24 protein-coding genes are annotated in these 22,343 nt (G+C 61.4%); 17 read left to right on the top strand and 7 right to left on the bottom strand.

Annotation, left to right across the window (positions count from 1 at the left end; all coding sequences use genetic code 11):
- Nucleotides 1-5 precede the first annotated feature (5 nt).
- Nucleotides 6-2,849, top strand: coding sequence for a penicillin-binding protein (locus tag SE15_RS13510; RefSeq protein ID WP_054522653.1), 2,844 nt, complete (start codon nt 6-8; stop codon nt 2,847-2,849).
- On the opposite strand, the gene SE15_RS13505 is transcribed toward SE15_RS13510, so the two are convergent.
- From SE15_RS13505 to SE15_RS13490, 4 genes are read right to left on the bottom strand one after another with little or no spacing between them, the layout of a single operon-like run.
- Nucleotides 2,846-3,577: an ABC transporter permease gene (locus SE15_RS13505; RefSeq protein ID WP_054522652.1), complete on the bottom strand. Its 732-nt coding sequence runs from the start codon at nt 3,575-3,577 to the stop codon at nt 2,846-2,848. The genes SE15_RS13510 and SE15_RS13505 overlap by 4 nt on opposite strands.
- The gene (locus SE15_RS13500) at nt 3,567-4,511 is read right to left on the bottom strand and encodes an ABC transporter ATP-binding protein (protein WP_054522651.1); all 945 of its coding nucleotides are present in this window, start codon (nt 4,509-4,511) and stop codon (nt 3,567-3,569) included. The genes SE15_RS13505 and SE15_RS13500 overlap by 11 nt, the downstream gene beginning before the upstream one ends.
- Complete coding sequence (locus tag SE15_RS13495) at nt 4,511-4,825, bottom strand: winged helix-turn-helix domain-containing protein (protein ID WP_054522650.1); 315 nt, start codon at nt 4,823-4,825, stop codon at nt 4,511-4,513. Before SE15_RS13495 ends, SE15_RS13500 begins: the two co-directional genes overlap by 1 nt.
- Nucleotides 4,822-5,454, bottom strand: a complete 633-nt coding sequence (locus tag SE15_RS13490) for a hypothetical protein (protein ID WP_054522649.1) — start codon at nt 5,452-5,454, stop codon at nt 4,822-4,824. Before SE15_RS13490 ends, SE15_RS13495 begins: the two co-directional genes overlap by 4 nt.
- Nucleotides 5,455-5,751: 297 nt before the next feature.
- Here SE15_RS13490 and SE15_RS13485 point away from each other — a divergent pair, with 297 nt between their 5' ends.
- The 12 genes from SE15_RS13485 (at nt 5,752) to SE15_RS13430 (ending at nt 15,276) form a co-directional block, all read left to right on the top strand.
- A complete protein-coding gene (locus SE15_RS13485) occupies nt 5,752-6,669 on the top strand; it encodes a DNA-methyltransferase (RefSeq protein WP_160316715.1) in 918 nt (305 codons plus the stop codon).
- Nucleotides 6,669-7,877 (top strand): hypothetical protein, encoded by a 1,209-nt coding sequence (locus SE15_RS13480; RefSeq protein ID WP_054522647.1) that lies wholly within the window; start codon nt 6,669-6,671, stop codon nt 7,875-7,877. The genes SE15_RS13485 and SE15_RS13480 overlap by 1 nt, the downstream gene beginning before the upstream one ends.
- Nucleotides 7,878-8,189: 312 nt before the next feature.
- The gene (locus tag SE15_RS13475) at nt 8,190-9,026 is read left to right on the top strand and encodes a DeoR/GlpR family DNA-binding transcription regulator (protein WP_152965642.1); all 837 of its coding nucleotides are present in this window, start codon (nt 8,190-8,192) and stop codon (nt 9,024-9,026) included.
- Nucleotides 8,998-9,513: a hypothetical protein gene (locus SE15_RS13470; protein ID WP_054522646.1), complete on the top strand. Its 516-nt coding sequence runs from the start codon at nt 8,998-9,000 to the stop codon at nt 9,511-9,513. The genes SE15_RS13475 and SE15_RS13470 overlap by 29 nt, the downstream gene beginning before the upstream one ends.
- Before the next feature lie 3 nt (nt 9,514-9,516).
- On the top strand, nt 9,517-9,834 hold the full coding sequence (locus SE15_RS13465) for a PTS sugar transporter subunit IIB (RefSeq protein WP_201778115.1): 318 nt from the start codon (nt 9,517-9,519) through the stop codon (nt 9,832-9,834).
- A gap of 41 nt (nt 9,835-9,875) precedes the next feature.
- On the top strand, nt 9,876-11,174 hold the full coding sequence (locus tag SE15_RS13460) for a PTS galactitol transporter subunit IIC (protein WP_054522645.1): 1,299 nt from the start codon (nt 9,876-9,878) through the stop codon (nt 11,172-11,174).
- 64 nt (nt 11,175-11,238) lie between these two features.
- On the top strand, nt 11,239-12,336 hold the full coding sequence (locus SE15_RS13455; RefSeq protein ID WP_054522644.1) for a M42 family metallopeptidase: 1,098 nt from the start codon (nt 11,239-11,241) through the stop codon (nt 12,334-12,336).
- Nucleotides 12,337-12,399: 63 nt separating this feature from the next.
- Nucleotides 12,400-13,215 carry a BtpA/SgcQ family protein gene (locus SE15_RS13450; RefSeq protein WP_054522643.1) on the top strand — a complete coding sequence of 272 codons (816 nt, stop codon included), beginning with the start codon at nt 12,400-12,402 and terminating at the stop codon, nt 13,213-13,215.
- A complete protein-coding gene (locus SE15_RS13445) occupies nt 13,212-13,889 on the top strand; it encodes a ribulose-phosphate 3-epimerase (protein ID WP_054522642.1) in 678 nt (225 codons plus the stop codon). Before SE15_RS13450 ends, SE15_RS13445 begins: the two co-directional genes overlap by 4 nt.
- Nucleotides 13,873-14,361, top strand: coding sequence for a PTS sugar transporter subunit IIA (locus SE15_RS13440; RefSeq protein ID WP_054522641.1), 489 nt, complete (start codon nt 13,873-13,875; stop codon nt 14,359-14,361). The genes SE15_RS13445 and SE15_RS13440 overlap by 17 nt, the downstream gene beginning before the upstream one ends.
- Nucleotides 14,362-14,516: 155 nt before the next feature.
- A complete protein-coding gene (locus tag SE15_RS13435; RefSeq protein ID WP_054522640.1) occupies nt 14,517-15,029 on the top strand; it encodes a cyclic nucleotide-binding domain-containing protein in 513 nt (170 codons plus the stop codon).
- Complete coding sequence (locus tag SE15_RS13430; RefSeq protein WP_054522639.1) at nt 15,004-15,276, top strand: NifU family protein; 273 nt, start codon at nt 15,004-15,006, stop codon at nt 15,274-15,276. Before SE15_RS13435 ends, SE15_RS13430 begins: the two co-directional genes overlap by 26 nt.
- Here SE15_RS13430 and SE15_RS13425 read toward each other — a convergent pair.
- A complete protein-coding gene (locus tag SE15_RS13425; RefSeq protein ID WP_054522638.1) occupies nt 15,268-15,657 on the bottom strand; it encodes an SHOCT-like domain-containing protein in 390 nt (129 codons plus the stop codon). The genes SE15_RS13430 and SE15_RS13425 overlap by 9 nt on opposite strands.
- A 31-nt stretch (nt 15,658-15,688) precedes the next feature.
- Between SE15_RS13425 and SE15_RS13420 the strand changes: the two genes are divergently transcribed.
- Both SE15_RS13420 and SE15_RS13415 read left to right on the top strand, forming a co-directional pair.
- A complete protein-coding gene (locus SE15_RS13420; protein WP_152965641.1) occupies nt 15,689-16,303 on the top strand; it encodes a chromate transporter in 615 nt (204 codons plus the stop codon).
- 73 nt (nt 16,304-16,376) lie between these two features.
- On the top strand, nt 16,377-17,708 hold the full coding sequence (locus SE15_RS13415) for a hypothetical protein (RefSeq protein WP_054522636.1): 1,332 nt from the start codon (nt 16,377-16,379) through the stop codon (nt 17,706-17,708).
- On the opposite strand, the gene SE15_RS13410 is transcribed toward SE15_RS13415, so the two are convergent.
- A complete protein-coding gene (locus SE15_RS13410; protein ID WP_054522737.1) occupies nt 17,705-18,478 on the bottom strand; it encodes a tryptophan-rich sensory protein in 774 nt (257 codons plus the stop codon). The two genes, SE15_RS13415 and SE15_RS13410, sit on opposite strands and share 4 nt — an antisense overlap.
- A 245-nt stretch (nt 18,479-18,723) precedes the next feature.
- Between SE15_RS13410 and SE15_RS13405 the strand changes: the two genes are divergently transcribed.
- Nucleotides 18,724-19,665, top strand: coding sequence for a hydroxyacid dehydrogenase (locus SE15_RS13405; protein WP_054522635.1), 942 nt, complete (start codon nt 18,724-18,726; stop codon nt 19,663-19,665).
- Between the two features lie 33 nt (nt 19,666-19,698).
- Nucleotides 19,699-21,201 carry a carboxypeptidase M32 gene (locus SE15_RS13400; RefSeq protein ID WP_054522634.1) on the top strand — a complete coding sequence of 501 codons (1,503 nt, stop codon included), beginning with the start codon at nt 19,699-19,701 and terminating at the stop codon, nt 21,199-21,201.
- Nucleotides 21,202-21,386: 185 nt separating this feature from the next.
- Here SE15_RS13400 and SE15_RS13395 read toward each other — a convergent pair whose 3' ends face one another.
- Nucleotides 21,387-22,190: a polyphosphate kinase 2 family protein gene (locus SE15_RS13395; RefSeq protein ID WP_054522633.1), complete on the bottom strand. Its 804-nt coding sequence runs from the start codon at nt 22,188-22,190 to the stop codon at nt 21,387-21,389.
- Nucleotides 22,191-22,343: the final 153 nt, after the last annotated feature.

The raw sequence follows: 22,343 nt of genomic DNA, 5'->3' as shown, positions 1-22,343 counted from the left end.
AGCCGATGCGCGCATTGTGGGTGCACCACTGGCTCAAAGCCCGCCGGCAGCGTCAGGCCGTTCAGCGACGCAGCCCCAGCCACCGGGCTCTGCGCGCTGGCATCGGGCTGGCACTGGTCCTCAGCCTTGTTCTGGCACTGCTCAGCCTCACCCTGGCGTTTGCCTATGCGGCGCTGACCGCCGATTTGCCCCCGGTAGAAGCCCTGGAAACCCTGCTGGCCCCCTCCACGGGGACGCTCACCCAGCCCACCCGCTTCTACGACCGCACCGGCACCCACCTGCTGGCCGCCCTGGATGGCGGCGTGGGTGCGCGCACCTTCCGCAGTGTGGACCCCGGTTCATCGGAGGCGTTCAGTCCGCTCCTGGTGCAGGCCACCCTGGCGCTCACCCAACCCGATTTCTGGACCAGCCCCGGCTTCGCCCTTTCCCTGGACCCCGCTCCTCAGACCCTCGCCGAGCGCCTGGTGAGCGACCTGCTGCTCTGGCGCGAACCGCCTTCCCTGCGCCGCACCCTGCGCATGCGCCTGCTGGCCTGGCAGACGGTGACGCACTACGGGCGAGCGCAGGTGCTGGCGTGGTACCTCAACAGCGCCCGCTTCGGCCCCCAAACCTACGGCGCCGAAGCCGCCGCACGGCGCTACCTGGGTAAAACGGCCACCCACCTGGATGCGGGTGAGGTGGCTCTGCTCCTAGCGGCGCTGGAAAGCCCTGCCCTCAACCCCCTGGATACCCCCGAGGGGGCGCTGGAGCGCCAGCGGCAGGTGTTGGAACGCCTGCTGGGCGCCGGTGTGATTGACCTGCCCACCTACGAGCAGGCCCGCCAGCATCCCCCCACCCTGCTCCCGCGCCGTGAGGTGCCCCCTGCCTCGACCGATGCCTTCATCCACCAGGTCCAGGCGGCCCTGGCCGAGAACTACCCGCCAGAGGTGCTCGAACGGGGCGGGCTGCGCCTGCTCACCACCCTGGATGAGGCCTTACAGCAGCAGGTCACCTGCGCGCTACGCGCTTATTTCCAGAGCCTGGGGGCTGTGGCCGCCGCAGAAGACCCCACCTGCGAGGCCGCCCGCGACCTGCCCACCCTGCCCAGCGCGCTCTGGCCCGCACACCCCGAGGAGCTGGCCGGCGGCGCTGTGGTGGTGGATGTGACCAGCGGCGAGATGCTGGCGCTGGTGGAGGTAGACGCCCGTGGCCTGCCCACTTCCAACCTGAGCCGCCGCCCCACCGGCAGCCTGCTCACCCCCTTCCTGGCACTCTCGGCCTTTGCCCGTGGGATGAGCCCGGCCAGCCTGGTGTGGGATGTGCCCCCGACCTCCGACGAAAGCCCCCTCGCCACCTCCCGCTACCACGGCCCGGAACGCTTGCGCCTGGCACTGGCGGGCGATGATGCCGGTGCGCTGACCCGCCTGCTGGAGCAAATCGGCGTACCGACCGTGGCGCAAACCGTTCGCACGCTGGGCGTACCCCTGACCGTCGGCGACGCTGCCGCCTTCCTCACCCAGGGTGCCCCCCTCACCCTCCCGGAGGTGGCTCAGGCGTATCTGCCTTTGGCCACTCTGGGGCTGGGCTACCGCCTGCCGGGCTGGCCGGAATCACAGCCCCTGGCCCTGCGCCGCCTGGAAGGGAGCGATGGGGTGCTGTGGATGCAGGGAGAACCGGCCCAGGTGCGCCCACTGATCAGCGCACAACTGGCCTACCTGGTACACCACGTGCTCAGCGACGGCGAAGCCCGCCGTCAGCGCCTCGGCAGTCCGGATTGGCTGGACCTGGGGCGCCCGGCGGCGGCCAAATTGGGCCAGGTGGCCGATGGACAGACCGCCTGGGCGGTGGGATACACCCCGCACTACCTGGTAGCGGTGTGGGTGGGCTACCGCCCCGGTGCCGGCGGCACTGCGCTCAATCCCCGCCTGGCCGCTGCCTTGTGGCACGGCCTGATGCAATACCTGCACCGCGAGGTGCCGGCCAGCGATTGGACCGCTCCGCCGGGGCTGACCCTGGTGAATGTGTGCGATCCGTCCGGGTTGCTCCCCACCCCTGATTGTCCCCAGGTGGTGCGCGAGATCTTCCTCAGCGAAAACCAGCCCACCCAGTACGATACGCTCTACCGCCGCTACCCGATCAACCGCGAGACCGGGCGCCTGGCCACCGCCTTCACCCCTCCGGAACTGGTGGAAGAGCGCGTTTATTTGGTTGTCCCGCCCGAGGTCAGCGCCTGGGCCGCGCAGGCCGGCTTGCCGCTCCCTCCCACCCAGTACGATAACATCCAAAACCCCTCCACCAACCCGCAGGTGCGCTTCAGCCAGCCCGCGCCGTTTGCCTACGTGCGCGGTACGGTCACCCTGCGCGGCACGGCCACCGCCCCCGATTTTGCCGAGTATCGCATTCAGGTGGGCGAGGGCCTCAACCCGCGCGCCTGGGTGACCCTCACCCCGGCCAGCAGTGGGCCGGTGGAGGAGGGAGTGCTGGCCACCTGGGACACCCGCGGCCTGCCCGAGGGCCTCTACATCCTGCGCCTGACGCTCGTGCACCTGGATCAGCGCGTCGAGACGGCCCTGCTCCAGGTGACCGTGGATAACACGCCGCCTCAGGTGGAGGTGCGCCTCCCCGCTCCCGGCCAGGATCTCCTATTGCCCACCAACGGGATGCTCAGCCTGTATGCCGAGGCCAGGGATGCCTACGGCGTGCGCCGCGTGATCTGGCAGGTAGATGGGCGCGAGGTGGGTGAAAACCGCACCCCTCCCTACATCCTGGTGTGGAAAGCCACCCGCGGCGAACACACCCTGGAAGTGCTGGCCGAAGACCTGGCCGGCAATCGCGCTTCCTCGGGGGTGCTCCGCTTCCGCGTGCGCTAATCCAGCAGCAGGCGCGCTCTCTGGAAGCGCCGGAAGCACAGGCTCAGCACGGCCAGATTCAGAACCAGCAGCACCCCCATCACCCCCACCGCTACGCTCGCCAGGTCCAGGCGCATCAGCGCATCCAGAAGGCGCAGGCGCAGATCGGTAGGCAGGAACTGCACCCCGAAAGGCAAGAAGTAAAACACCAGCAGAAGCAGGCTCAGGCGCTGGTAAGCCTGCCGCGCCGTCGCGGCGCGCAGGGAAGCCAGCACGCCCAGGCCGGCAAAGAGCCCCGTACTGAGCAAACTGAAGCCCAACGCTGCCGCCAGAAAACCGGGGGCGTAGAAGTACGGCCCATTCTTCAGGGCCAGGTTAAGGGTGAGCGCCGCCAGCAGCAGGCTGAGCACGGCCACACTCCACCCATAGAGCACTGCCGCCAGGAGCTTCCCCAGCAGGATGGCCGCATCCGGCAGGCGGGTGGAGAGCAGGGTTTCCAGGGTGTGGCGCTCACGCTCGCCGGCGAACGAATCGGTCACCATCCCCAGGGTGAGGAAAATGGGCAGCCACGCCCAGACGATCAGCGTCAGGGGCTGGGTAAACCAGTCGGCACCCACCTGCAGAGGCAGGAAGACGCCCAGCATCCCCAGGATGATCAGCGTGGAAAGCAAGGTGCCGCGTCCGGCGGCACGCCGCGCAAAGAGTTCTTTCCACTCCTTCCAAAGCATGGTCTGAATGTCATATCCCATGTTCGTTCTCCTGCACCAGGTTCAAAAAGACCGTTTCTAAACTGGCGCCTTCACGGCGCACTTCTTCCACGGCAACCCCCTGCCGGACCAGGTACGCCACCACCGCAGCCGCCGATTGCTGCGGCCCCAGGTTCAGCACCAGGTGCCCGTCAGCCGCTCCCGGTTGGACGACCTCGGCACCGAAAGTGGCACGCAAACCCTCCAGCACCGCCGGAGAGAGCCCTGTGGTCACCACGTGCACCGGGGCCTGGCGCTGCCGGCGCAGTGCCTCCGGGCTGCCCACCGCCAGCAGACGCCCCTCGCGGATCACGGCCACCTGCTGACAGAGCCTCTCGGCTTCGGTGAGGTTGTGGGTGGTGAGGAAGATGGTAATGCCCTCCTGTCGGGCCAGGGCAGCCAGGTCCTCGCGCAGAGCCGCGGCAGCCAGGGCATCCAGCCCGGCAGTGGGCTCATCCAGGAACAGCAGCGCCGGGCGGTGCAGCAGCGCCCGGGCAATGGCCAGTTTCTGCTTCATCCCGCGGCTCCAGGTGGCAATCGGCTCAGCCCGGCGCTCCCACAGTCCCACATCGGTGAGCAACTGGCGGATGCGCGCCCGGCGCTCGGCGCGCGGCAGGCGGGCCACCCGCCCGAAGAATTCCAGGTTGTCCTCGGCGCTCAAACGCTCGTAAAGGCCGGTATGCTCCAGCAGAGCGCCACAACGCGCTCGCACGGCATCCGCCTGGGTGCGCACGTCGTACCCGAGGACGAACGCCGTGCCGGTGGTGGGGGGCAGCAGACCCAGCAAAAGGCGGATGGTGGTAGTTTTACCGGCACCATTGGGGCCCAGAAAGCCAAAGATAATCCCGGCAGGCACCTCCAGGTTGAGATCGTCCACCGCGCGCAGGGTGCCAAACGCGCGCGAGAGGTGTTCGGTACGAATGGCATACAGAGACATCAGGATGCTCCTTCAGAAGGGGGATGGATCAGGTGGCTGAGTTGCTGGCGGTAGGTCTCGAATGCGGCGCGTCCGGCCGGGGTCAGAGCGACGAGCGTGTGCGGGATCTTGCCGCGGAAGGTCTTTTCGATGCGGACGTAGCCGGCCTCTTCCAGTTTGCTCAGGTGGGCCGATAAATTGCCCTTGGTCAGGCCGGTCTCGTGCAGCAGGTAGAGGAAATCGGCTTGCTCCACAGCGTAGAGCAGAGTCACGATCATCAGCCGGGCCGGCTCGTGAATCACCCGATCCAGGTCGCTCCAATGCGGCGGGGTCATTGGACCTCCTCCGCGCTCGGGGGATGGGTCTGGCGCAGGTAGTGCCACAGCGCCCAACCGCCCGAAGCCAGCCAGCCCAGGCCGGTCAGGCCGAAGAAAGCCAGGGCATCCAGGGGCTCCGCCGGCGCCAGCCAGGTGATCAGCGCCCCTACCCCCAGGATGTAGAGGGCCAGCACCAGAAAGCGCATCAGGCGTAGGCGCACGCCCAGCGCCGCGACAAAGGCGATGATAAAGGCGCTGACCATGGGCAACCAGCGCTGCCCGAAGGTGGCACCGATGCGGGAGACCAGGGCGGCCAGTCCAAGAGCGATCAGGAAAGTCAGGGCGATCAGCCAGCGCCGCCGCGCCGGGGTGGGCTGACGGTAATTCACCCGGCCGGTGCGGGGGTAGGTGATGCGCTCCTTGAGGTAGCGCACCAGGGGGCGTGCACCGAGCACGGCGCCAATGACGACCAGGGGCTGTAAAATGCCCATGACCAGGCCCTGGTGCGAGGGCAGAAGCAAAGGGACCAGGTAGGTCAGCGCCACGAGCACAAAAACCCCGCCCACTGCCATCTCGGTGAGACCATCAATGTACCAGTAGCGCTGGGGGCGGCGCAGCCAATCTTCGAGAGGGGGTTGAGGGGCCATAGATGAACCTCACATACTAGTTTGCACTACAAACCTGTTTGCAATTACTATAAAGCATAAAAAAGGGAATGTCAAGAGCTTGACCCAGTAACCGGCTAGCGACTCATTCAACCACTCGAAAATCCCATGAGGTCTTTTTATTCTGGAAGTGACCCGATGGTTTAAACTTTTGATCTGACCAAAACGTAAACGTCCACGGGTGCGTGCCACTTGCTTGACACACCTCCAACCTGAAAGTAAGATGAAGAACAAAGCACATTGGCTGGAGTATGAGAGAGCACGAAAAGGATGGGGCACTTGAATACCATTTACTGCCACTCTTGTGAGCACATGCCGGAATTACCAGACGATTGCGTGGCCTTGACCGTTACATCACCTCCGTACTGGAACGCCATTGATTATGATATTCACGCCACTAATAGCGAGCAGTATTATCGAACACGGCGCTACGCTAACGGGTACAGAGATTACGAAGAGTATCTGGATTGGTTAACGCGCATCTTCCAGGAAGTTTATCGTGTCACGCGCCCGGGAGGGTTCTGCGCCATCGTCATTGGTACCGTCTTGCTTGAGGGTCGGTTGTACCCTGTTCCTTTTGACACCGTAGCCCGTCTCACCGCCAGTGGCTGGCTGTTTCATCAGGACATCATCTGGCATAAGTGCACCGCAGGGGTCAAGCGAGCGGGGGTGAGCATCCAAAACCCTTACCCTGGTTACTACTACCCTAACATCATGAACGAGTACATTTTGGTCTTCCAAAAACCTGGGCCCAAGCCCTATGCGGGGCGCACCCAGGCCGAGAAGGAGGCAGCGCGCTATCCCATTGATCGTCTCTTTACGCTTGACATTGCCAACAACATCTGGCACATCGCCCCCGTCCCCCCTGGGGTCATTGACCACCCGGCTCCCTTCCCCGAAGAAATTCCCTATCGCCTGATTCAGTTGTATTCATATCCGGGCGATCTCATCCTGGATCCATTTACCGGCTCCGGCCAGACGCTTAAGGTGGCCCATCACCTGGGTCGCCAATTTGCGGGGTACGAGATCATTGAAAGGTATGTGCAATTAGCCACACAACGCATTAATGAACCACTGGCACTGCGAGCCCAACAGCTTGTAGCAGTTTTTGAAAAAGTGGATCTAAACAAGTCAGCCTCATTTCAGCATAAACCCGCCGAGGAAACCACACAAATCCCACTATTTGAAGAACCCTGATGCCAACGTTATCTGACCCCACCGCCACACTCATTTTGCAAATTGCCAAGATCGGAAAAGAACACCCCTCCCACCCCGACTTAAGATTCATTGACCCCTTTGCTGGTATCGTCCTTGCCGATGGGAACCTGGACATAAACCATCTCGATGATTTAGACGGCGCCATAACCCGACGCGAGCTCTTAGCACGTTTTCTGTTATTGAGCGCTGTGCTGGATCAGGGCCCTGACATGGTGGGACTGCGCCAATGGGTTCAACGGATTACTAATGACCTGTATCGCCAGCAGATAGACTTTTTGCATAACCCCATACGTTTCTTTGAGAAATTAAGGGTGGGCATTGACAAATTATTGGAACAACACGAGTGTGTTAAGAAGTTGCGTGCAGAAGATTGGGCAAGGTCCAATCGGACCAATCCCAATCGCTACAATTTGTTCATGGATAATGCCCGGCAGGCGCTTGGTTATGCTGTGTTCCGCTGGGGAGTACCGCTTGCGCTAATCCATCTTTTACACCAAGATCGGGGCGATTCAACGACACCCCTGCTGGACCACCTTGAAACCTATCCATCCACAGAGAAGATGACTCAAAAAATTAAGGATGATCCGAGATATGGCCTGGGGAAGGCCATTGGGGACAAGGGAGCCCATTTGTTTGGCAAGTGGCTGGTATCCTCCTTTTCACTGATCCGCCGTCAGGAGGAATCGTGGCAAGGACTCTCTTACGAGGTACCTTTCGACTCAAACGCCGGGCGTGTTCTGTGGCGCACAGGTTATCTGTTGAAGTGGGCCACTGAAGACGACTACACTCACCACAAAACCCCAGTCCTTCAGAAAGGGCGGGGAAAAGGTGGGAAAAATTACTTGCGCGTCACCAACATTCGTGGAATGTCCCCCTCCAGGAGATTAAATCTTCCCTCTGAAATTTGTGAGGCTTATAACGAAATTTGCATCACGCACTTAAAGACCCACACCAAAGCACCGCAAAAAATAGAAATTCAACGCATTCAACACGCCTATCTATTGCTACATAACAAGGAAAATCCTGCTTCACCCCTTTCGGCGGGGGATTTCGATGATGGGCTAATCTTCATTGGCACGCATTATTGCTTCAACCATGACAAACCCCAATGCCCCGAGTGTCCCATCTCAAACCACTGCGAGGGGTACCAGAAACGTCAAGACCTGATCACTGAGTATCGCACATAAGCATTTAGGGACTTTATCCAGGTGGTGCTCCCCACCTCAACTACGAGTCACCCCCACAAATCAACTAATTTCCTCCGCCGCTGAGCACAAACCATCAATGTACCAATAGCGCTGGGGGCGGCGCAGCCAATCTTCAAGCGGGGGTTGAGGGCCCATAGGTGAACCCCACATACTAGTTTGCAATACAAACCTGTTTGCAACTACTACAAAGCATAAAAAAGGAAATGTCAAGAGTAAAATTACGAAAAAACCAATTGACATTCGAACAAAAAATTTGTAATATATAAACACAATCGAACATAAGGAAATCGGATGATGAATACGGCGGAACGTCATGCCAAAATTGTGGAGTGGGTGCTCGAGAAGGGCAGCATCTCCATTGCGGAGATTGCCCGCCTGTTCAACGTCTCAGAGATGACCGCACGCCGCGATCTGAATGAGCTGGATCGCCAGGGCCTGCTACGCCGTGTCCACGGTGGAGCCATTGCCAACCTGGGGCGCAGTTATGAACCCCCCTTTAACACCCGCGCCACCAAGAACCAGCCCGCCAAACGGGCTATTGGCCGCAAAGCCGCCGAGCTCGTCTACGACGGCGACAGCATCGCCCTGGATGTGGGGACCACCACCCTGGAAATCGTCCCCCATCTAAAAGCCCGGCGCAACCTCACCATTGTCACCTCATGCCTGCAGATCGCCAATGCGGTGGTCAATCACCTTTCTCTGGAGGTGGATGCACGCCTGATCTTGACCGGCGGGATCGTGCGCCCGCGCGAGCTTTCAATGATCGGTGCCATGGCCGAGCGCATCTACCAGGAACTGCATGTGGATAAGGCATTTATCGGCGTCGGGGGCATCAGCCTCGAAGACGGGCTGACCGAATACAACCTCGAAGACACACAGATCAAGCAGGTCCTGTTGCGCACAGCGCGCGAAAAAATCGTTGTCGCCGACAGCAGCAAATTCGGAGTCACCGCCTTTGCTTCCATTGCCCCCCTTTCTGCCATTGACGCGATTGTCACCGACACCAATGCCCCCCACGCCATGGTGGAAGCCCTTGAAAAAATGGGCATCCAGGTCTACCTAACAGAACCCGATTCTGAAATGGCATTTGGAGGCAGGGATGAACCTTCAACTCGATCCCACGTTTGAGCCTCCGAGGGTTTTGCCCGCCCACACCAAGACCTACACCGCCTTTCGCAGCGACATTCTCAAACCCCCGGATGAAGACATGCACCTGCGCCACATCTTTCGTTTTTACATGGCGCGGGCGTTGTACAACCGCGGCGAGGAAACCATTTACATTTTGCCCCGCGTCTTGCTGGGTGAGCACTCTTTTGTTGTGGATGTACTGGCCGCGGGGCCTGAGAAATTCATTGCCGCCATCTGTGAACCGGGTTCCATCACTCCCGAAACCGAGGCACTGCTCGATCTTCTCAAAGAGGCCGATAACACCGAGACCATCATCCTGCATTCCCAGTTCGGCAATCCCGGCAATGTCCCCGAACGCTTCCGTGAGCAACTCGCCAGCAAAAAGTTTCGCCTCCTGGCTGTCGTGCCGCCTCCGTTTGATGATGCCTATGAATACGATATCTGGATGTTTGAACTCACCTTTCGCGATCTCTTCTCCGGAGAGTAGGCTATGATGACCACCACACCTCCCAGATCCTTCACCATCCTGGTGGCCTGTGGAACGGCCATTGCCACTTCGACCCACGTGGCGCTGAAGATCAAGGAATTATTAGGAGAACGGGGCCTGGACGTCCAGACCGTTCAATGCCGTGTGCAGGATCTTCCCGGCATGGCATTGAACGCCGATTTGATCGTCGCGACGGCTCAGGTCCCTTTTGATGTGAACATCCCGGTCGTGGATGGGATTCCGTTTTTAACCGGCATCGGCACAAAGGAGGTGGTAGATCAAATTGAGCAGATTTTGAGACAATCCCCCCCAACCCCCTAATTTCATCATTCATTCAGTTGGAAGGAAGAAAGGAGTAAAAAATGGAGGCGATCAAGTCCATCTTCGATTTTCTCACCGGCCTGGGGTCGCCGGTCATGCTGCCCATCGTCATCTTCATCCTGAGCCTTATCCTGGGTCAGAAGCTCAGCCGTGCCTTCATCTCCTCGCTCACGGTGGGAGTGGGTTTCATCGGCCTGGGTCTGGTCATCAACCTCTTGTTCCAGGCGTTGGGCCCCGCCACTGACGCGTTAGTAAAATCCACCGGACTGCAGTTGAACTCGCTGGACGTGGGCTGGGGAGTCGCTGCCGCCATCGCATTCGGTACAGTAGTGGGTTCGCTGGTCTTCGTGATAGCCTTCGGGGTCAACCTGATCATGCTGATCTTCAACTGGACCAAGACCCTGAACGTGGATATGTGGAACTACTGGCACTACGCCTTCACCGGCTCCCTGGTGTACCTGGTCAGCGGGGGCAACCTGGCGCTGGGATTGCTGGCCGCCGCCATCCACGCGGTGGTAGCACTGCTGATCGCAGACTGGGTGGCCAAAGACGTGCAGGGCTTCTTCAAACTGCCGGGCATCTCCATCCCGCAGGGGTGGGCCATCACTTCGGTTCCCATTATCAAGGTCTTGAACTGGGTTGTGGAGAAAATCCCCGGCTTGCGCGAGGTCTACTGGGATTCCGAAACCCTGCAGAAGCGACTGGGGATCTTCGGCCAGCCCATTATCATGGGCGCCATCCTGGGCTTACTGTTCGGTGTGCTGGCCTATGGCATTAACCCAGCCGGGATGACGTTCAACGAGATTCTCGGCAAAGTGCTCATGCTATCCGTCCAGATGGCCGCTGTGATGCTCCTGATCCCCCGCATCATTGCGATCTTCATGGAAGGGCTTACTCCGCTTTCAGAGGCCGCCCGCACCTTCATGCAGAAGCGCTTCGCCGGCCGTGAATTTTATGTTGGGTTGGATTCCGCCATTCTGATTGGTCACCCCATCACCATCGCCACCGGTATCCTGCTCATCCCCATCACCCTGCTCCTGGCGGCGATCCTGCCCGGGAACACCACCCTGCCCGCCGCCGACCTGGCCGCTACCGCTTTCTTCGTGTGCATGGTGCCGCCTCTGACGCGCGGCAACTTCTTCCGCTCGGTCCTCTACGGCATCCTGATCATGACCATGGTGCTTTACATTTCCAGCGCCTTTGCACCCCTGCTCACCCAAATCGCCAAGGACATCGGCTACGCCATCCCCGAAGGTGCCGTCCAGATCACCGGGCTTTCCGGCGGCAACTGGATTGCCTGGGTGCTGACCACCCTCACCCGCCTCATCTTCGGAGGCTAGTTTATAATTCCATGGGGAAGGGGCAACATGCCCCTTCCCCAACCTATTCAACCAGGGTAATCCCATGACTTCATACGACTGGCAATTACTGGAAACTCTGTGCGCCATTCACGCTGTTTCGGGTCATGAAGATGAGATGACGGCGTTTGTGCGCGATCTCATTCGCCCGTGGGTGGATGAGGTCGCCGTAGACAACCTGGGGAACGTTACGGGCATTCTCCGGGGAACCACGTTTCCCGAGCATCGCCTGATGCTTCAAGCGCATATGGACGAACTCGGGCTGATGATTCGCAATATCACTCCCGATGGCTTCTTACTGATTGAACGCATTGGCGGTATGCCCGAAAAAACCCTGCTGGGCCAGCGGGTGGACATTAAAACCGAAACCGGGCAACGGATTACAGGTTACGTGGGCGCCAAATCTCATCACGTGACCGGGGCAGAAGAGAAATTCAAAGTACCCTCGGTACACGAGATGTTTATTGATGTGGGGCTGAGCAGTCGTGAGGAGGTCGAAAGGGCGGGCATTCAGGTGGGGAATACCGCCACCTACCACCCGAACTTTACCCGCTTTGGCGATGGCATGATCTGCTCAAAAGCCCTGGATAACCGTGTGGGAGTCTTTATTCTGCTCGAGGTCTTAAAATATCTGTATAACCACCGTCCCGCCTGTACGTTGGTGTTTGCCTTTACCGTCTTGGAAGAATTCAGCATTCGCGGCTCGCTACCGGTTGTAAATGCCACCCAGCCCCACGCCATCATTTCGGTGGACATTACCGTGGCCGTAGATACCCCCGCCGAAGCGCCGCTTCACCCCGTCGCCATGCGCAAGGGCCCGGCGGTAAAGATGATGGATTTTCACGGGCGGGGAACCCTGGGCGGCCTCTTCTCGGCGCCCAAATTGCGCCGCTTTATCGAAGCCATTGCCCAGGAGCACCAGATCCCACTGCAACGCGAGGTCATTGTCGGCGTGATCACCGACCCCGCGTTCCAGCTCTACCTTGGAGATAAGGGGTATGTGATTGCGGGACTGTCCATCCCGCAACGTTATACCCATTCGGCCGTGCAAATGTGTCATGAAGCGGATATTCGCCGGGCCATTGACCTATTAAAGGCAGTGGCGCTGGCTTTCTCACCCAACCTCGACCTCACGCGGGGGTAAATCATCATTTGGGACTCTACGCAACCATCATCCCACCCGAGCAACCCAAATCGGAGGCTTTGCATGAAAACGTGGCTTAAAGAGCTGTTCGGTGTCTCCAAACCCATCATTGGCATGTGCCATCTGCGTGCCCTCCCCGGCGATCCGGGTTATGATGCGCACAAAGGGATGGAATGGGTTTATGAGTGCGCCTTGGCCGATGTTCGGGCGCTCCAGGAAGGCGGGGTAGATGCCGTATTGTTTTCCAATGAATTCAGCCTGCCCTACCTCACCCAGGTAGATACGATTACCGTGGCCTGCATGGCGGCGATCATTGCCCAAATTAAACCCCATTTGCACCTTCCCTTCGGCGTCAATGTGCTGTGGGACGCGCGCGCCTCGCTGGATCTGGCCATGGCCACGGGAGCGCAATTCGTGCGCGAAGTCTTTACCGGCGTGTACGGCTCCGACTTCGGTCTGTGGAACACCAACCCCGGCGCGGTCATCCGCCACCAGCACCACATTGGCGCGCAGAACGTGCGTCTGTTCTTCAACATTGTGCCCGAGTCGGCGGCTTACCTGGGCGAGCGCCAAATCGCCGACATTGCCCGCTCCACGGTCTTCAACACCCAGCCGGATGCGTTGTGCGTTTCGGGCCTGACCGCCGGCGCACAGGTCTCGGCCCAGACCCTCAAAATTGTCAAAGACGCGGTGCCCGAAACCCCCGTCTTTGCCAACACCGGGGTGCGGTTGGAAAACGTGGTCGAACAGCTCAGCGTTGCCGACGGCGCCGTGATTGGTTCGGCCTTCAAGGTAGACGGCTACACCTGGAATCCGGTGGATGTTGAGCGGGTCAGGGCGATCATGAGCCGGGTGCGTGAGTTAAGGTCAGCGCTATGAGCGTAAAAATCTCGGCTTCGCTGGCGGCGGCCCCCCTGCACCGCCTGGAGGACGTAGTGACCGCCCTGAGCGAGGGTCAGGTGGATTACCTGCATTTCGATATTGAGGACGGGGTCTTCGTCCCGGCCATGACGCTGGGGGTCAAGATCATCCAGGACCTGCGTCCCCTGACGCACCTGCCTTTTGATGTTCATCTAATGATGGTCAACCCAGAATGGCTGATTCCAGACCTGGTGCGCATGGGGGCCGACCGCATCTCGGTTCATTACGAGGCCTGTCCCTACCCCCGCCGCACCCTGCGTAAGATCGTCGAAGCGGGCGCCCGAGCCGGCATTGCCCTCAACCCGGCCACCCCCCTCCCCGATTTAGATTACCTCCGCCCCTATCTGGATTTCGTCCTCATCCTGAGCAGCGAGCCGGAGATTCCAGATTGTCCCTTTTTACCGGCGGTGCTCGAAAAAGTGCGCCGGGGCAAAGCCCAGCCCACGCTCCACAGCCTCGAGTGGATCGTGGATGGAGGCATTAACTCAGACAACCTTGCCCAGGTGCTGGCCGCCGGCGCCGATACCCTGGTGATCGGACGCGCCCTTTTCAAAAATAATTCCATCCAAGAAAACCTGCATACCCTACGGCAGGCCATTTCGGGAGCCTCGCGCCATGCAGTATCGCCTTAAGGATCTCCTTCGCCCGGAACACATTCTCCTCAACCTGGACGCATCTTCGGCCAGGGAGGCCATTGACCAAACCGTGGCCGCGCTGGTCCGCACGGGTCACGCCGAACCTGCCTTTGCCGAAGATGTCTGGCAGCGTGAGCAGGTTTTTCCCACCGGCCTGCCCACCCAGCCCCTGGCAACCGCCCTTCCCCACGCCGATCCGGAGCATGTGCGGCAAACCGCCGTCGCCATCAGCACCCTCAAAGCCCCGGTCAGGTTTGGGCAAATGGGCACCGATGGTTCTATCGGGCTGGATGTGCACATTCTCTTCCTGCTGGCCATCAAAGAACGTGAGAAGCAAGTCGAACTCATTCAAGAAGTGGTGGGGTTGCTGCAATCGCCGGGGTTACTGGAGCAACTCATGAGCGCTCAAAGCCCCGAACGGGCCCTGCAGGTCTTGCACCGGGCTTTGAATGCGACATCAGCGCCCTGAAAACCGGGCTTTGCCCCCCTCACAAACCTGATGGGCTTCCCACCAGGGCGCCATGGCCGCCCGATACCTTTCCCGCTTAAGGCGTGAGGGGTCATCCTGCAGAAGATGACATTTGCCACTTCAAACCCGGCAGGGCTTTGCTTAATATAAGGTCAATGTCCAGACCGGAACTGCTCGCTTTTCCGCTTTTCCAGGGCTTCAGCGCCGAACAGGTCGAGCACCTGCTCACCCTGATGGAAGAGCAAACCTACCCGCCCGAAACCGAGATCTTCGCCCAGGGGGCGCGGGCCGAGTACTTCTACATCCTCTTCTGCGGTGAAGTCACCATTCGCTACAAGCCCTACGATGGGCCGCCCCTGGTCGTGGCGCGCATCCTGCCGGGGGGCGTTTTCGGCTGGTCGGCGGCGCTGGGGCGCGAGACCTACACCTCAACGGCCACCACCGCCCAGGAAAGCCGGGTGCTGCGCATCCGCGGCGAGCAACTCCAGCACCTGTGCGAGATGTTCCCCGATACTGGCGCCGTCCTCATGGAGCGCCTGGCCAGCCTCATCCACGAACGGCTGGACAATTTACGCGGGGACGTGTTAAATATGATTGGACGCGGGATGGATCTTAAGGGCGACTGTCTGCGGAGGATTAAAAATGGGCGATCAAGCACCCCAGTTTAGCACAGAAGAACAGATCCGCGCGCTGATCGAGCAACTCAGCGCCTACATTGAAACCTATCATGGCGGCTCGGTGGATTTTGTGGCCTTTGATGGGAAGGTGGTGCAGGTGCGGCTGGGTGGGGCCTGCCTGGGCTGCCCGCTCTCCCCGGTGACGCTCAAAGGCTGGGTCGAGGGCACGGTGCGGCAGTTCTTCCCCGATGTAACCGTCGAGGCGGTCGAGGTTGCACCCGGCGGTGCCTCACTCTAAAAAGATCTCCACCCGTTCCCCCTCTTCGGCATCAACGACTTCCAGGATCGGCCCGTAGGTGCCGGCCCGCACCGCGCGCAGGATCTGCGCGCGCTCATTTTCTCCCATGCCCGGCGCAAAACGCGCCCCAATACGCGCCCCGGCTTCCAACACCGAAACCGGCAACCGCACATTCACCCGCGTGCGCCCACTGGCCAGCTCGGTCACGCGCACACGCAGCCAGCGCGGCCCGCTTTCCGCAGGTGAGGCCGGGGATGGTGCCGGTACGGCGGGGGTTGGGCGCTCCAGGGCTTCAATCAAACGCGCGCCCTCTTCGGCAGTAATCAGGCCCTGCGCCACCATCTCCAGCACACGCAGGCGTTCTTCACGGATAGCATCCATGTGCAAATGATAACCTCTTTTATAATTTTACTTGAGATGGGCGCAGCGGGCATGGGCGCCTCAAGATTGGCTTGACCTTTTTCCATCCCCCCTTCCGCAGGATGTAAGAAAGGACGGTAGCGTGAACAACCTCTGGCCGCTTTTCTGGATGTTCCTGAAAATCAACCTGCTGACCACTTCCGGACCGGCGTCGGTTGGGCTGCTTTATAAAGAAGCCGTGGAACGTGGGCTGATGACCGAGGCCCAGTTCGTCGAAGCGGTGGGCTTCTCCAGCGTCCTACCGGGGAGCGACGCCCTGCAACTGGCCATGTTCGTCGGCTACAGCGTCGGCGGGCTTCCCGGCGCCCTGGTTGCGCTGCTGGGCTCCATCCTCCCGCCGACCGTGCTGATGCTGGGGGTGGCCTCGGCGTTACGCTGGCTGAGCGGTGAGGCCTGGGTGGGTGGTTTCGTGCGCGGCCTGGCCCCCGCCGTGGCGGTGCTGATGGTTTTGGTGGCCTGGAAGGTCTTTCAGGGAGAAGCCACCGCCTCGGTCAACTGGGTCTCCATTGCCATTGCCGGCGGCAGTCTGATCGCCTACCTGCTCAATGTGCCCGCACCGCTGGTGCTGGTCGCGGCGGGCTTTGCCGGCATCCTCTTCCTGCGCTAGGCCGACCGGGGAACCCCCGGCCTCCTCAGGACGTCTAGAATCTAGACTTCGAACCCTAAGAGAGGAGATACTCATGTCGCGATCGTTGCCCTTCATCCTGGGGCTGGCCCTGCTCCTGCTGGCCGCCTGCCAGCCGGTTGCCCTGACCCCGCCCCCCGATGTCAAAACCCCCCTGCCCGGCGGTCTGCCCACTCCCCCCAGCGCCGCCACCCCGCTGGAACCCACCACCCTGCGCGTGGTCACTGCCGCCCAGGCCGATCTGGCACAGCGCCTGGGACTGCCGGCGGAAGGCGTTACCATCCTTTCTGTGGAGCCGGCACAGTGGCCGGATGCCTGTCTGGGCCTGCCTGCCCCCGACGAGGCCTGCGCCGAGATGATCGTAGAGGGCTTTCGGGTGGTCCTGGAGGCCGAAGGACAAATCTACACCTACCGAACCGACATGGAGGGCCGGCAAATGCGCCTGGAAAATCTGAGCACCAGCACGTCGCCCGCGGTGGAAGCCGCGCGACGCTACCTGGCCGAGCGCCTCGGCCTGAGCGACCCCAATGCCATTTCGGTGATTGCGGTGGAAGAGGTGACCTGGCCGGATGCCTGCCTGGGCCTGAGCCAGCCCGGTGAGATGTGCGCCCAGGTGCTCACCCCCGGCTACCGCATCACGTTAGAAGCCCAGGGCCAGCGCTACACCCTGCACACCAACCAGAACGGCAATGCCATCCGCCTGGCCGAGGAACCCGGAGGAGAGAGCAGCCTGCCGTTGGTGCGCTGGCAGCGTCAGACGCCGAACGCCTGCCTGCAGGCCAGCGCCGACCTGCTGGGGCTGACCTACGGAGCCTGCGGCGCCACCTCACAGCGCTGGCCGTTCAAAGCGCCCCAGTATGCCGCCGACCTGAGTGAGTGGGTGCAGACCTACGCCCCTTTTGAAGCCGAGACGCCGCTGGGCTGGGTCAGCCTGGCCGGCAAGGGCCGCCAGACCGCCACCCCGGCCGAACAGCGCAGTCTGGCGGCCTGGATGATGGCGCTGGTAGCCACCGCCCAAAACCTGGAATTTGAAGGGGGCATCGGCCTGGTGCTCTCCTGGAGGCGCAGTGGCGGCATCGCCGGGATGTGCCACACCCTGCGCGTCTACGAATCCGGCTGGGCCGAGGTCTACGATTGCCGTAGCCCCGAGGCCGAACCCACCCTGGTCGTCCGCCGGCGCCTGACCGCCGCAGAACTGGAAACCCTCTTCACCTGGGTGGATGCATGGCAGCCGCTGGGGCTGGAGATAGAGGAGCCCTACCCGGATGGCTTCGGCTACCAGCTGGCCTTCAACGGACGGGGTGAAGCCGTTCCCGATGCCGCGGGGCAGAAAGCCCTGTGGGATTGGGCACAGGCGGTGTTTCAGCGCCTGATGACAGGGGGCTAAGCCTCACGGCCCTCACCGCGCCGGCGCGGCAGCAGCAAACTGCCGAGCGCCTGCAGAGCCACCCCACCCGCCGCCAGGTAAGCCGCCGTGGCCACCAGCGGCAGCGCACTTTGCTTGACCCCAATGCCGGCCAACGCCCACACCAGCACCAGCAGGTAGATGACATCCCGGCGCGTCCAGGCCATCACCCCGGCCAGGAGCACCACCACGCCAAAGAGGATCAGCACCCACGTCTCCGGCGCCAGACCGCCGCCGTTCCAGCCCAGATCGTACAGCACATCCGTCACATTGGCAATCGTCGCCACGCTGATCCAGCCCAGGTACAGGCTAAAGGGAGCGTGCACCAACCAGCGTTCCGCCGGCGAAACAACGCGGCGCTGCACACCCAGGCGCACGTAGATCACCACCAAACTGATCAGCAGGGTTAGCATGGCCACCAGGGTGAGCGGGAACTGCTCATAATGCCAGAGGAAAAGCCAGGTCATGTTGGCCACGCTGGCCAGCCCAAACCAGGGGAAAATGGCCCGCAGGTGCGGGTTCTGACGCTGGGCGGGCAATGCCTGGAACACGGCAAAACCCAGCAGGCCCAGGTAGATCAGCCCCCAGATGGCAAAGACATAACCGGCAGGGACGAAGTAAACCTGAAAGCGGTCTGAGATCTCGGCCGTGCTCAGGTTGTTGAAGGGCAGGGCATTGGCCAGCCCGTTGACGACCAGGGTTGCCAGAACGAGCAGAAGCGTCAGCCATTGACGAAGGGTGTCGCGATTCATGAGAAACCTTTCACTTGAAAAAAATTTAAGCACCCAGTGCTGTGATTTCATTATAGACTCTTCCCGCCAGTGCGTCGCCTTTTGTATGGGGTTTGTCAAACCCTCTCGCCATCGCCCCGAAGTGCCCACGAACCCGCCCAAAGAGGGGAATTTTGCGCTCCGGTCCATTTAGGGTAGAATATTAACGCCGGGTACTCACCCCCCGCAGTCCTTTCCTGAACCACCCCACTCAAAGGAGACATGCCATGCCCGAATGGAAGATTCTGCTCACCGATGGCCTGGAACAGAACGGCCAGGAAATCCTGCGTGTCGCCGCGCAGGTGGATAACCGCGCCGGCATCTCCGCCGACGACCTGCTCAAAGTGGTGGCCGACTACGATGCGCTCATCGTGCGCGGGCGCACCAAAGTCACCGCCGCCGTTTTCGACGCCGCTGCCCGCCTCAAGGTGGTGGGTCGCGCCGGCGTGGGCGTGGACAACATTGACCTCAACGCCGCCAAAGCCCACAAGGTCATCGTGGTCAACTCCCCCACGGCAACCACCATCGCCGTGGCCGAGCTCACCCTGGGTCTGATGCTCGCGGTTGTGCGCGAGATCCCGCGCGCCGATGCCACCATGAAGGCCGGCCAATGGATCAAAAAAGAACTGGAAGGGCGCGAGTTGTGGCGCAAAACTCTGGGCGTCATCGGCTTTGGTCGCATCGGCACCGAAGTCGCCCGCCGCGCCAAGGCCTTTGATATGGAAATCATCGCCTACGACCCCCTGCTCCCTACTGAAGCCATCCGCCTACGCGGGGGCGAGCCGGTCTCGTTGGAAGACCTGCTGGCGCGCGCCGACATCATCACACTGCACGTGCCGCTGGATGAAAACACGCGCAACCTGCTCAATGCCGAGGCCTTCGCCAAGATGAAGGACGGCGTTTACATCATCTGCGCCGCGCGCGGCGGTGTCATTGACGAAGATGCCCTGCTCCAGGCGCTCAATTCGGGCAAAGTCGCCGGGGCTGGCCTGGACGTATTTGCCACCGAACCCCCGGGTGCTACCGCCCTGGTCACCCACCCCAAGGTCGTGTGTACGCCGCACATCGGCGCCCAAACGCTCGAAGCCCAAACCCGCGCCGCCGAAGATATTGCCACCGAGGTGCTTGCCGCTCTGGAAGGCAAACCTTTGCGCTGGCGCGTGGCCTGAACCCCATCCCATTTCTACACCCTGAGGAACTGCATGGAAGCGAAACTTCAACAACTCAAAACCCTGATGGCCGAGGTGATGGACCTGCAGGCCGCCGCCGCTCTGCTTTCATGGGATCAGCAGACCTACATGCCCCCGGCCGGGGCAGAAGAGCGCAGCGAGCAACTGGCCACCCTCTCGCGCCTGATCCACCTAAAATCCACCGCCCCCGAAGTGGGCCAACTGATTGAAGACCTACTCCCCTACGCCGAGACCCTGCCCCCCGATTCGGACGATGCGCGCCTGATCCGCAAGGCCAAGCGCGCCTACGACAAACAGACCAAAGTGCCGGCAGATCTGGTGGCCGAATTCACCCAGGTCACCACGCTGGCCCAGGAGGCATGGGTGCAGGCACGCGCCGAAGCCAATTTCGCCCACTTCCGCCCCCACCTGGAAAAGATCGTCGAACTGCGCCGTGCCTACGCCGCCTGCTTTGCCCCCTACGACCACGTGTACGACCCCCTGCTGGATGATTTCGAGCCGGGTATGAAAACCGCCGAGGTGCAGGCCATCTTCAACGCCCTGCGCCCCCGCCAGGTTGAACTGGTGCGCCAGATCACCACGCGTCCGCAGGTGGAAGATGGCTTCCTCTTCCTGCGCTACAGCGAGAAAAAGCAGTGGGATTTCGGGGTCGAGGTGATCACCCGCTTCGGCTACGACTGGAAAGCCGGGCGGCAGGATCGTTCGGCCCATCCTTTCACCACGGCGTTCGGCCTGGGGGATGTGCGCATCACCACCCGCATCCACCCCCGCAACCTGACCTCGGGCCTTTTCAGCACCATGCACGAGTGCGGGCACGCCCTCTACCACCAGGGCATCGGGCGCAACCTGCGCCGCACCCTGCTGGCGGATGGCGCTTCCATGGCCGTCCACGAATCCCAATCGCGCATGTGGGAGAACCTGGTGGGGCGCTCGCGGCCCTTCTGGCAATTTGCCTACCCGCGCTTGCAGGCGCTCTTCCCGCGCCAGTTGGGCAATGTGAGCCTGGAGGCTTTCTACAAGGCCATCAACAAAGTGAAGCCCTCCTTCATCCGCGTGGAGGCCGACGAAGCCACCTACAACCTGCACATCATGCTGCGCCTGGAACTCGAAATCGCCCTGGCCGAAGGCAGTTTGGAGGTCAAAGACCTGCCCGAGGCATGGAACGCACGCATGCAGGAGTACCTGGGCATCGTCCCGCCCAATGACCGCCTGGGAGTTCTGCAGGATGTGCACTGGTCGGCAGGGCTGATCGGCTACTTCCCCACCTACGCCCTGGGCAACCTGGTCTCGGCGCAGTTGTGGGAGGTCATCCGCCGCGACCTCCCCGACCTGGAAAGCCGGATTGCGCGCGGCGAGTTTGCCGACCTGCTGGCCTGGCTGCGAGAAAAGATCCACCAGCACGGCGCCAAGTTCGAGCCGCAGGACCTGATTCAGCGCGTCACCGGCTCGCCCATCACCCCCGAACCCTACCTGCGCTACCTGACGGCCAAGTACGGCGAGATTTACGGGCTGTAAACCCTCCGGCCCCATCCATCCTCACACCGGTTGCCGTGCCCCGCACGATCCTGCGGGGCGCGGCGCTTTAAGGGCCCCTGCTCCGCCTCGCCGGCGGGCTGCCTCAGCAGGTGTGCCGGGCCTTCCTTACTTTCCCCCAGGGGGCACAACCCCCACCCAACCAAGCGTAAAGCCGGGTAACCCGCTCATGGGATCACCACCCGGCTCAGGTCGTCTTTGGGCTGGGGGTACTGCATGTGCAAACCCTTGAGGGCCTCCACCAGCACACTCGCAACCACATAATTGCGGTACCACTTTTTATTCGACGGAACGATGTACCACGGCGCGTAGTCGGTGCTGGTTTTGCTCAGCACATCCTCATAGGCCCGCATGTACTCCGCCCAAAGCGCGCGTTCTTGCAGGTCGCCGGGGTTGAATTTCCAGCGCTTGGTGGGGTCATCCAGGCGTGCCTGCAGGCGCTTTTTCTGCTCGTCCAAATCAATGTGCAGGAAGAATTTTAAGATCAGGGTGCCTTCCTCGGCCAGCATCTGCTCAAAAGCGTTGATGTGCGCGTAGCGCCGCTGCCACACCTCTGCGGGTACCAACCCGTGCACCCGGACCACCAGCACATCCTCATAGTGGCTGCGGTTGAAAATGACCATCTCGCCTTTACCGGGCGTCTGACGGTGGATGCGCCAGAGATAATCGTGGTCGAGTTCCTCAGGCGTCGGCACCTTGAAATTGGCCACCCGCACGCCCTGGGGGTTGACCCCTTCAAAAACGTGGCGGATGACGCCGTCCTTGCCGCTGGTGTCCATCCCTTGCAGAACGATCAGCACTTTATGCTTATGCTCGGCGTATAACAACTCCTGCAGTCTTTCCAGGTCCCGATTCAACGCCTCCAGGCGTTCCTTGCCCTCGTCCTTATCGCCATCCAGCAAGTCGGTCTCATTGGGATCCCAGTCCTTCAAGTGAATCCTCTGCCCCGGTTTGACACGGTACTTCTCCATCCCTGTACCTCCGCTCAGGATTTCCAAGAGGATTATAGCCCCGCCGGGGCAAAACCCTGGCCTCCTTCGCCCCCCGTTTGGGCCGGGGTGCATCGCCCTGCCCTCACACCTCCGGATTCTCATATAATAATTTAGGGTTGCCCGCGCCTCCTC

The sequence above is a fragment of the Thermanaerothrix daxensis genome (assembly GCF_001306145.1).
In the GTDB taxonomy this organism is placed as follows: domain Bacteria; phylum Chloroflexota; class Anaerolineae; order Anaerolineales; family Anaerolineaceae; genus Thermanaerothrix; species Thermanaerothrix daxensis.
This window is presented reverse-complemented; position numbering and strand designations above follow the sequence as displayed.